Here is a 7837-nt window from a genome sequence, read left to right as displayed (position 1 = left end):
CCCGTCGACGCCGTCGCTCCGGGAGGACCCGCCCCCGCGCTAGGCGGTGGTCGCGGTCTTGATGTCGACCGGGGTGTTCGGCTTGCCGTCGCCCGCGCCGCTGTCGGTGCCCGCGTTGGCCACCTCGTCCACCAGCTTCAGGCTGTCCGCGTCGACCGTGCCGAACACGGTGTAGTCCGGGTCCAGCTGGGCGTTGCCGTAGATCATGAAGAACTGGCTGCCGTTGGTGTTCGGGCCCGAGTTGGCCATGGCCAGCACGCCGCGGCCGTAGGTGATCTCGGGGAACACCTCGTCGTTGAACTTGTAGCCGGGGCCGCCGGTGCCGGTGCCGGTCGGGTCGCCGCACTGCAGGACCTGGATGCCCTGGGTGGTGAGGCGGTGGCAGGTGGTGTCGTTGAAGTAGTTCTGCTTCACCAGCGACACGAAGCTGTTCACCGTGCACGGGGCCAGCGAGCGGTCCAGGGTCAGCTTCAGGTCGCCGATCGAGGTGCCCAGCGTCGCGGCGACGGTGCCCTCGGAGGAGACCTGGCCGTTCTCGGGGGCCTTGGCGCCCGGCTTCGCGGACTCGCCCTCGGCGGCGTACTCGCAGCTCACCTGCGGGGCCAGCGGCGTCGGGCGCTTGATCGCGGCGTGCAGCTCGGTCGGGATCGACGCGGGCTTGTCGCTCTGCGGCGCGGCCGACGAGCTGGCCGCGGCGTCCGTGGTGTCGGAGCCGAAGTCGGAGGTGGCGAGGAAGTACACACCGCCCGCCACGAGCAGCACCACCACCGCGGTGGAGATCACCGCCACGACCCGGCGCCGCTTGTCGCGTTCCACCCTGCGCGTGATCTGGCGCTCCAGCTTCCGCTTGGCCTGCTCGCGGCGCTGCGCGTTGTTCGGCACCTGCACCCTCCCTTGAAGTTGTGCCACTGGGTCGACGGCGACGACCGGACCGCAGTCTAGGGGGATCGCATATGACTGGCGTGTGGCGGATAGGCTGGTGCACAGGCGCACGCCTTTCCCGCGCCGCTCCGCAGTACGTTTCGCAGTACGTTCCGCAGCGAGTTCCGCAGTCGGTCGAGCGCAGTCGATCGAGGTAGTCCGAGAGGGGTCCTCCCGTGCTGGTGATCGGGTTCCCGACCGGCGCGCTCCAGGCCAACTGCTACCTGGTCGCGTCCGAGGCCGGTGGCGCCTGCGTCGTGGTCGACCCCGGCCAGGACGCGCTGGAGCCGATCGCCGACGCGGTCCGCGAGCACCGGCTCTCCCCGGTCGCGGTGCTGCTCACACACGGCCACTTCGACCACTCGTACTCGGTCGCGCCGGTGTGCGACGGCGACGACATCCCGGCCTGGGTGCACCCCGCCGACCGGGCGATGCTGTCCGACCCGCTGTCCGGCGTGAGCGCCGAGACGCGCGCGTTCTTCGGCGGCAGGCTGGAGATGCGCGAGCCGCGCGAGGTCAGGGAGCTGTCCGACGGCGCCGAGCTGGACCTGGCGGGCCTGCGCTTCACCGTCGACCACACCCCCGGCCATACCGGCGGGTCGGTGATGTTCCGGTCCGGCGCGCAGGAGGGCGGGCGGCTCGTGCTGTCCGGCGACACCCTCTTCGCCGGGTCCATCGGGCGCACCGACCTGCCGGGCGGGGACCACGGCGCGATGCTCGGCTCGCTGCGCCGCAAGGTCCTCACCCTGGACGACGACGTCGTCGTCCTGCCCGGCCACGGACCGACCACGACCATCGGCAGGGAGCGCGCGAGCAACCCGTTCCTCACGGAACTGATCCGCGACGACGACGCGCCCGCCGCACAGCGCAGAGGACTGTAGGGACCAGCAGTGACCACCCCGTTCGCCGCCCCGAAGGGCGTTCCCGACTACTTCCCGCCGAACTCCGCGGCGTTCACCGCCGTCCGCTCGGCGCTGCTCGGCGCCACCGCGCGCGCCGGGTACGGCTACATCGAGCTGCCCGTCTTCGAGGACACCGCGCTGTTCGCGCGCGGCGTCGGCGAGTCCACCGACGTGGTCAGCAAGGAGATGTACACCTTCACCGACCGCGGCGGTCGCTCGATCACGCTGCGGCCCGAGGGCACCGCGGGCGTCATGCGCGCGGTCATCGAGCACGGCCTCGACCGGGGCCAGCTGCCGGTGAAGCTCGCGTACGCGGCCCAGTTCTTCCGCGCCGAGCAGCCGCAGGCCGGGCGGTACCGGCAGTTCCACCAGGTCGGCGTCGAGGCGATCGGCGTGGACGACCCGGCGCTGGACGCCGAGGTGATCGCGATCGCCGACGAGGGGTTCCGGGCGCTCGGGCTGACCGGGTACCGGCTGGAGCTGACCTCGCTGGGCGACGCCACGTGCAGGCCGCAGTACCGGGAGAAGCTCCAGGCTTTCCTGGCGAAGCTGCCGCTGGACGAGGACACCCGGCGGCGCGCCGAGATCAACCCGCTGCGGGTGCTCGACGACAAGCGGCCCGAGGTGCGCGAGCTGGTCGCCGAGGCGCCGCTCATGCTGGACAACCTCTCGCCGGAGACGCTGGAGCACTACGAGCGGGTCAAGGCGCACCTGGGCGACCTCGGCGTGAAGTACGTGGAGAACCCGCGGATGGTGCGCGGGCTGGACTACTACACGAAGACCACGTTCGAGTTCGTGCACGACGGGCTGGGCGCGCAGTCCGGCATCGGCGGCGGTGGGCGCTACGACGGGCTCATGGCGCAGCTGGGCGGGCAGGAGCTGTCCGGCGTCGGGTTCGGGCTCGGCGTCGACCGGGCGCTGCTGGCCTGCCAGGTCGAGGGGCTGGCGGTCGGCGACGCGACCCGGTGCGACGTGTACGGGGTCCCGCTGGGGGACGCGGCGCGGTCGCGGCTGGTCGGCGTCGGCGCCCCGCTGCGGGCGGCCGGGGTGCGGTACGACATGGCGTACGGCGGCAAGGGCCTGAAGGGCGCGATGAAGGGCGCCGACCGGTCGGGGGCGCGATTCGCGCTCGTGCTCGGGGAGCGGGACATCGAGGCCGGGGTCGCGCAGCTCAAGGAGCTGGCGACCGGTGAGCAGCGGGAAGTGCCGCTGGACGACGTGGTGACCGAGGTGCGGAGGGCGCTGGGCCGGTGAGCGACGGCGACGGGGTGACCGGGGCTGCGGGGTCCGGGGGTTCTTCGGGGTCTCCAGGTCCCGCGGGGCCGCCCGAGCGCATCCCCCTCGACCTGCTGGACCCGGCCACGGTGCGCAAGCGGTCCCGGATGGTCGCGGTGGGCGCGCTGATCGTGGCGGGCGCCTTCGGCGGCCTGGTGGGCCTGCTGGCCGGGCGGACCGCGGGGTTGGTGACGGCGGCGATCTTCGGCGTGCCGCTGCTGCTCCTGGCGGTGTCCGAGGCGCGGCGGCGGGTGTGGCTGGAGGGGAGCGCGCTGTCGGTGCGCGCCTACGGCACCAGGGTCGTGGACCTGAAGACGGCGGACTCGCTGGACGTGCTGGTCACGGACACGCGGGGCACGCGCACGGTCGGCCTGTTCGCGCGCGGCGGCCACAAGGCGATCAACCTGGCGCTCGCGCTGTACGCCGGGACGGGCGGTCGGGAGCTGGGCATCTACCCGCTGCGCACCCTGGCCGACGTGCTGGCCTCGCGCGGCGACGCGCAGTCGCTGGCGCTGTCGGAGCTGCTCGTGGCGCAGCTGCGCGCGGAGGCCCGAGGCGCCGCGGCGGCGGACCGGCCGCTGTACCGGCTGGGGTCGCTGGCCCCGTCGGGGAAGCTGGCCCAGAAGCTGAAGCCGGAGGCGATCTCGCGGTTCGTGGCGCAGCTGGACTGAGCCGCGGTCGTCCCCGGTGGGGGCGCGGTCCCCGGACCGCGCTCCAACCGGCGTCTCCGGGGCCGGGTCAGTCCTCCGAGATCCCCCACGTCCCCTGCGGCGGTTCCGGTGACCGGGTCGCCGTCTCGTCCGTCACCGGCCTCGCGCCGCCGGTGAAGCGGGTCAGGGACTCGCCGTGCTCCACCTGGCCGGGGAACGGGTCGCCCGCCGTCCTGCGGATCAGCTCGGCCAGGGGGAGGTCCTGGTTCGACGCGGCGATCACGAAGTTGCCGAAGCGCCTGCCCTTGAACACCGCGGGCTCGGCGATCACGCAGACGTTGCGGAACACCGACCTGATCGTCGCGATCTGGCCCCGCGCGAACGCCCGGTCGCCGCCGTCGCCGATGTTCGAGCTGTACACGCCCCGCGCGTTCAGCGCCCGCGCGGCCAGCTCCACGTACTCGCGCGAGGTCAGGTGCGCGGGGGTGCGGGCGCCCGCGAAGGCGTCGGTCACGATCAGGTCGAAGGTGTCCTCCGGGGCCTTCGCCAGCACCGCGCGCGCGTCGCCCCGCCGCACCCGCACCCGCCAGTCCCGGCGCAGCGGCAGGACTCCGCGCACCAGGTCCACGAGCGCCTCGTCGATCTCCACGACCTGCTGCGACGACCCCGGCCTGGTCGCGGCGATGTACCTCGGCAGGCTCATCGCGCCGCCGCCCAGGTGGACCGCGCGCAGCGGCTCGCCCTCGTCGGCCAGCAGGTCCGCCAGGTGGGCGATCCGGCGCACGTACTCGAACACCAGGTTCGCCGGGTCGTCCAGGTCCACGTGCGACTGCGGGGTGCCGTTGAGGAGCAGCGTCCACCCGTTGTCGTAGTAGGGGTCGGGGACGAGTTCGGCGATGCCCGAGTCGACCTCCCTGGTGATGGTGTCGTCGGTCCTGCGCGCTCTGCCCACGCCCGGATTATCCGCCACCCGCCCGGTGGAGCGGGCGCGCGGGGTGAGGGGGTCCGGCGCCGGGCAGGAGTAGGCTCCCGCACTCGTGAACACCGTGGCTGACGTCCTGATCGCGCTGGTCGCGCTGATCCACGTCTACATCGTCGTGCTGGAGATGGTCCTCTGGAAGAAGCCGAGGGGCCGCGCGGTCTTCGGCACCACCGAGGAGTACGCGGAGCAGACCGCCGTCCTCGCCGCGAACCAGGGGCTGTACAACGGGTTCCTGGTCGCCGCGCTGGTGGTGGCGCTGGTCGCGGACGGGGACGTCGGCTACGCGTTCTCGGTGTTCTCCACGGCGTGCGTGGTGGTGGCGGGGGTGTACGGCGGGTTCACCGTCAGTCGTCGAATCCTCTTCGTGCAGGCCGGACCCGCCTTGGCAGCGCTGGTGGCGGTGCTGGTCGCGGGCTGACCCGCTCCCACTCCTTGCTCGGGTCGTAGCCGTAGCGCAGGTCGCCCGCGATCCGGCTCCTGGGGGGCGGCGGGGTGGGCTCGGGAGCCCGCTCCGCCGCCACCGGCTCGTCGTCCGCGTTCTCGTCCGCGTCGTCGTTCGCGTCGTCGTTCGCGGTGGCGGGCTTCTCGTCGGTCTCCCCGCCGTCCCCGGCCACGACCTCCTCGCGCGCCGCGACGAACGCGGCCAGCGCCGTGGTCACCGGCACCGCCGCGACCAGGCCGACGCTGCCGACCAGGGTCTGCACGACCTCCTGCGCCACGTCCTGCGCGGTCAGGATCGTGCCCAGGTCCTGGCCGGACAGCGCGAACGACAGCATCAGCGGCAGCGCCGCGCCCGCGTACGCCATCACCAGCGTGTTCACCACCGACGACAGGTGGTCCCGGCCGATCCGCGCGCCCGCCGCGTACAGCTGCCGGAAGCCCATCGACGGGTTGGCCGCCCGCAGCTCCCACACCGCGCTGGTCTGCGTCACGGTCACGTCGTCCAGCACGCCCAGCGCGCCGATGATCGTGGCCGCGAGCAGCAGGCCCCTGGTGTCGATGCCGTGGCCGAGGATGGTGACCAGGTTCGCGGTCTGCTCGTCCAGGCCGGTCAGCCGCGCGCCCGCGCCGAACAGGGCGCCCAGCGCGCCGATCAGCGCCAGGCTGACCAGGGTGCCGAGCACGGCGGTGGACGTGCGGGCGCTGACGCCGTGGCTCACGTACAGCGCCACGAACATGATCAGCCCGGCGCCGACGACCGCGACCCACAGCGGGTCCTCGCCCGCCAGGATCGCGGGCAGGACGAACAGCGCCAGCACGACGAAGCTCAGCCCCAGCGCGCCGAGCGCGCGCAGCCCGTGCCAGCGGCCGAGCACCAGGACCGCGCCGACGAACAGCTGGGCTAGCCGCGACTGGGGGAGGCCGCGCTGGACGTCGACCAGCTGGTAGGACAGCGGGCTGGTGGGCTCGGTGCCCGAGTAGGACAGCACCACCTCGTCGCCGACCGACACGGTCGGGGACGTCGGCTGGTCGGGGACCGGGATGGTGACGTCCCGGTCGGCCGCCGCGCCGTCGGTCATCCTGACGGTGACGAGGAAGCAGCCCTCGTCCTGCGGGGCGGGCGCGCCCTCGGGCAGGCCGACCGCGCAGGGGCCCTTCTCCACCTTCGTGGCCTCGCCCCGCACCGGGGTGTGGTTGATCCCGACCTCGGAACCGGTTTTGATCTCCTGCCCGAACGGGTAGAACACCAGCGCGCCCACGACCGTGGCGAGCACCAGTGGCAGCAGCAGGACCAGCAGGAGCCTGCGGACCGGCGCGGAGGCCGGGCCCGTGGGGGTGTGCCCGTGGCCGTGGCCGTGGGCGGGGAGGTGGTCCGTTGCGCGCACGGTGGCAATAGTGCCAGTGGCGGTGCGGCGCACCGCTCGTAGTCGCCGTCCGGGTGACGGTTTGACGATCATTAGAACGCGTGTTCGAATATAGTTATGCATGAAAACGGGGTGGGCGGGCGCGTGGGCGCGCACTGCCTGGCCGCTGACACGCCCGCGCTCCTGGCGGACGGGAGCACCCGGCCGATCGGCGCGCTGCGCCCCGGTGACCGGGTGTTCGGGACGCGGGACGGGCGTTACTCGCCGACAGTCGTGATCGCGCGCTCGACCGTGGCGCGACCCGCCTACCGGGTGTCACTCGCCGGTGGGACACAGGTCGTGTCGGGCGCGGGGAACCGGTTGCGCACCGACCTCGGCTGGCGGGCGCTGACACCCGGCGGCGAGCGGCTCCACCTCACGCGCGGGACGCGGGTGCAGGGCACCGGGCGCTTCGCGGCCCCGCCCGAGCGGAACCGGGACTACCGGCTCGGCTACCTGTGGGGCGCGGTGCGCGGCGGGCCGCCGGTGGCGCCCGAGGTGCTGGCGCGGGTGCGCGAGTTCGCCGGTGGCGGGGAGCCGCGCGAGCGGGACCTCGTGGAGTGGCCGACGCAGCTCGGGGACGACTGGGCCAAGGGGTTCCTGGCCGGGGTGTTCGACGTGCGCGGGGCGGCGGTGGGCGGGCAGGTCGTGCTGTCCAGCCCGGACAGCGCCGTGTTCGAGGCGGTCGTGGTCGCGCTGCTGCGGCTGCGGGTGCCGCACTCGGTCGAGGTCCGGGGCGTCCGGGTGACCGGGGCGCCCGCCGAGCGGCTGCGGTTCCTGCACCTGGTCGGGCCGGTGCTGGCGCGGCCCGCCGTGCTGGAGGGCGTGCAGGTCGGCGGGGCGCCCGCGCTCGGGGTCGTGTCGGTCGAGTCGCTGGGGATCGAGGTGGAGATGGGGGCGGTGACCACGGAGAGCGGCGATCTGGTGGTCAACGGGCTCATCGCTTGCGCGGACGGGCGGTGACCTGCGGGTTCGATCACCGGGGGTGATCGGTGGCGGGGCTGGTCCTCGCCGTTCCGCTGGTCGCGGGCGCGTTCGCGCTCTTGTGCGCGGTGGCTTAGCGTACGCTGTACGGCATGACTTTCACGCCGTCCGACGAGGACATCACCTCCGTGCTCGACTGGTTCGCCCGCTGGGACGCGCTGTGCGCTGAGCGCGACCTCGAAGCGCTGGCGGACATGGCGATGTTCCCGGTCAACGCGGTCACCGACGGGTCGGCCGAGTCGTGGGACCGGGAGCGGTTCCTGCGCGACTTCGGCGCGG

The 7837-nt window shown here is 73.5% G+C and carries 8 protein-coding genes and 1 pseudogene; 6 read left to right on the top strand and 3 right to left on the bottom strand.

Translation table 11 applies throughout. The features are described 5' to 3' along the window. Positions 1 to 39 precede the first annotated feature (39 nt). Complete coding sequence (locus tag ACTUAL_RS28800; RefSeq protein WP_440902436.1) at positions 40 to 882, bottom strand: peptidylprolyl isomerase; 843 nt, start codon at positions 880 to 882, stop codon at positions 40 to 42. Between the two features lie 215 nt (positions 883 to 1097). Between ACTUAL_RS28800 and ACTUAL_RS28795 the strand changes: the two genes are divergently transcribed. Genes ACTUAL_RS28795 through ACTUAL_RS28785 form a run of 3 tightly spaced genes read left to right on the top strand, consistent with a single transcriptional unit; the run spans position 1098 to position 3769 of the window. Continuing rightward, on the top strand, positions 1098 to 1802 hold the full coding sequence (locus ACTUAL_RS28795; RefSeq protein WP_440902435.1) for an MBL fold metallo-hydrolase: 705 nt from the start codon (positions 1098 to 1100) through the stop codon (positions 1800 to 1802). Between the two features lie 9 nt (positions 1803 to 1811). Further along, complete coding sequence (gene hisS / locus ACTUAL_RS28790; RefSeq protein WP_440902434.1) at positions 1812 to 3077, top strand: histidine--tRNA ligase; 1266 nt, start codon at positions 1812 to 1814, stop codon at positions 3075 to 3077. A gap of 14 nt (positions 3078 to 3091) precedes the next feature. Next, complete coding sequence (locus tag ACTUAL_RS28785; protein ID WP_096497685.1) at positions 3092 to 3769, top strand: hypothetical protein; 678 nt, start codon at positions 3092 to 3094, stop codon at positions 3767 to 3769. 67 nt (positions 3770 to 3836) lie between these two features. Here the strand turns inward: ACTUAL_RS28785 and ACTUAL_RS28780 are convergent, their stop codons facing one another. Further along, the gene (locus ACTUAL_RS28780) at positions 3837 to 4700 is read right to left on the bottom strand and encodes a spermidine synthase (RefSeq protein ID WP_015800542.1); all 864 of its coding nucleotides are present in this window, start codon (positions 4698 to 4700) and stop codon (positions 3837 to 3839) included. An 85-nt stretch (positions 4701 to 4785) separates the two neighbouring features. Between ACTUAL_RS28780 and ACTUAL_RS28775 the strand changes: the two genes are divergently transcribed. Beyond that, positions 4786 to 5148 carry a DUF1304 domain-containing protein gene (locus tag ACTUAL_RS28775; protein ID WP_440902433.1) on the top strand — a complete coding sequence of 121 codons (363 nt, stop codon included), beginning with the start codon at positions 4786 to 4788 and terminating at the stop codon, positions 5146 to 5148. Here the strand turns inward: ACTUAL_RS28775 and ACTUAL_RS28770 are convergent. Further along, positions 5075 to 6556: a YibE/F family protein gene (locus ACTUAL_RS28770; RefSeq protein WP_440902432.1), complete on the bottom strand. Its 1482-nt coding sequence runs from the start codon at positions 6554 to 6556 to the stop codon at positions 5075 to 5077. The two genes, ACTUAL_RS28775 and ACTUAL_RS28770, sit on opposite strands and share 74 nt — an antisense overlap. Positions 6557 to 6652: 96 nt before the next feature. Here ACTUAL_RS28770 and ACTUAL_RS28765 point away from each other — a divergent pair, with 96 nt between their 5' ends. After that, the gene (locus ACTUAL_RS28765) at positions 6653 to 7537 is read left to right on the top strand and encodes a hypothetical protein (RefSeq protein WP_440902431.1); all 885 of its coding nucleotides are present in this window, start codon (positions 6653 to 6655) and stop codon (positions 7535 to 7537) included. 113 nt (positions 7538 to 7650) lie between these two features. Continuing rightward, positions 7651 to 7837 (top strand): annotated as a pseudogene (locus ACTUAL_RS28760) (nuclear transport factor 2 family protein); the annotation flags it as partial.

The sequence above is a fragment of the Actinosynnema sp. genome (assembly GCF_052038725.1).
The sequence above is the reverse complement of the archived record's forward strand: the minus strand, read 5'-3'. Positions and strand labels throughout refer to the sequence as shown.